Here is a 1,948-nt window from a genome sequence, read left to right as displayed (position 1 = left end):
TTTGCCTTATCGGAGAGTCGATAGCCTCCAGACCCGCCAGAACTGGCTCAGGGCTGACGCCGCTCCAGGCCCGCATACAGACACCCGAAATCGCCCGATGCCCGCCAGCGGGCCGGATTTCGCAACGATGGGGCATTTCGCATGAGCGACGGGACCGGCTTCGGGGGCATGCCCTCTTTCGCAGGCGGCGGCGCGGGTCTGAGCCCGTCCATTCAAGAGTGGCTGCAGATGCAGCAGCTTGCCCAGGCCCAGGGGCAGGCGCAGGCTCCGGGGCAGATGATGGCGCAGCCGCCGCAGCTCGCGCAGGACGTGCCGCAGGCGACTCCTCCGGGCTTCTCGGGCTTCAATCCGCAGACCCCGCCCACGGGCGCCCCGACCGACGTGGTTCGGCCGGAGGCACAGGGGCTCGCGTCGGCGGCCATGAACGCGCTGGGGCCGTCGAGCGCCCAGGCGGCCACGCCCGACCCGAACGACATCCGCGGCCGGTTCATCTCGACCCTGCAGCAGGGTGGGCTCACCAACCCGAACGGCCTTGGCGCGGTCGCCGCCTACGCTCAGCATGAGAGCCGGTATTCGCCCAGCAACATCACTGGCTCGTGGTCGGACCCGAGCGAGAGCGGGCAGGCGGGACAGTCCGGGGGCATCTTGTCGTGGCGCGCCGATCGCCTCGCGAACATGAAGGCCTTCACGCAGGGCGCGGCCGACCCGGTGGTGGCGCAGGCGCAGTTCACCCTGGCCGAGAACCCGGCGCTGATTAGGGCGCTCCAGAACGCGCAAAGCCCGCAGGAAGCCAACGCCCTGATGGCGGATGCGTGGAAATTCGCCGGATACAATCGCCCCGGCGGCGAGAACGCGGCCCGGCTGGCGACGACGCAAGCCTACGCCAACAGCTTCGGTGGCGGCGGCCAGGCGTTACCGGCGGTTGCGACCCCGCGCGGCGGCGGCTCGATGGGCTCGACGGCGCAACAGGGCAGCTTCGGGCTCGGTGGTGTCGTCGGCCAGGGCTCCGCCGTCCCGGGGCAGGCTTCGGCCATGCCCGGGGTGGCGTCCCTGTCGGCCCAGCCTCTCGCGGTCGCTCCCCCGCCCACGGGGTTCTCGACCGATCCGGCCGAGCAGCAGCCGAGCAACCAGTACGCGCAGATTGGGAACGCGCTGAAGGCGGTCGCGGCCAGTCAGCAGAAGCAAGGCCAGAAAGGCGGCGGGGGCGTGCCGGGCGCGCCTGAGGTCGGCGGCCGGCCGATCTCGCTGCAGCAGGCCCGGGCCATGTTCGACCCCGGCAAGTTCTACGAAATGCTGCGGAACGCGGGGGTGGGTGGTCAGGCGCGGGGATCGTAGGTCTGGCCGTGCTGCGCGGGCATGGGCTCAAGATGGCGATGGAGAGGGCGGGTGTCGAGCCATCCGCAACCGCGTGTGCTGACGTCAGGCCGACGTCGGGCGCACCGGGAAAGGCACAAGTGCAATCGGAGCCAATTGAGGGGCCGCGCGCAAAAATAAATCAGCGGCTGAAGGCCGATTTACCTCTGGCAGCTTGCATCACCCGGCCGGACCCTAGGGATCCATCCACCGGGTATCCAGCCATGTCCGACGACGACGATATCTATTCCTTCCGGCGCAAGGAGAAGCACGCGAAGGCGCAGGCCAGGAGCACGGCTTTGCGCAAGAAGCGGAATGCCCCGGGCCGCGACGACCTTGGGCGTGCCGCCTACTATGTGCTGTTGGGGCTCTACAATGATCCGAAGATCGCCAAGGAGCAGAAAACCGCCATCCAGGGGCAGATTTTGGCCCTCATGAAGGAGGCCGGCTTCGACGTGTTCGAGGCCAATGTTGCCTTCCTAAAGGATGCCCGGGGCGTTCTCGACAGTCTCAACGGGTGGCTTTGCCGACGCTACATGGAGCAGGGCAAACACCTCGGCCCGGAAGGCAAACCCTATAAGCGGCTGACCGGCCT

2 protein-coding genes are annotated in these 1,948 nt (G+C 68.4%); both read left to right on the top strand.

Annotation, left to right across the window (positions count from 1 at the left end; translation table 11 throughout):
- Positions 1-141: 141 nt before the first annotated feature.
- Positions 142-1,335, top strand: a complete 1,194-nt coding sequence (locus tag BM228_RS33415; protein ID WP_167367918.1) for a hypothetical protein — start codon at positions 142-144, stop codon at positions 1,333-1,335.
- A gap of 242 nt (positions 1,336-1,577) precedes the next feature.
- On the top strand, positions 1,578-1,948 hold a 371-nt coding region (locus BM228_RS33410), incomplete at its 3' end, for a hypothetical protein (RefSeq protein ID WP_139234358.1).

Source organism: Methylobacterium pseudosasicola, assembly GCF_900114535.1.
GTDB lineage: Bacteria > Pseudomonadota > Alphaproteobacteria > Rhizobiales > Beijerinckiaceae > Methylobacterium > Methylobacterium pseudosasicola.
The sequence above is the reverse complement of the archived record's forward strand: the minus strand, read 5'-3'. Positions and strand labels throughout refer to the sequence as shown.

What these genes read in the sequence shown, in the direction of transcription:
- BM228_RS33415 (WP_167367918.1), top strand. Translation starts at nt 142, where the DNA reads ATGAGCGACGGGACCGGCTTCGGGGGCATGCCCTCTTTCGCAGGCGGC.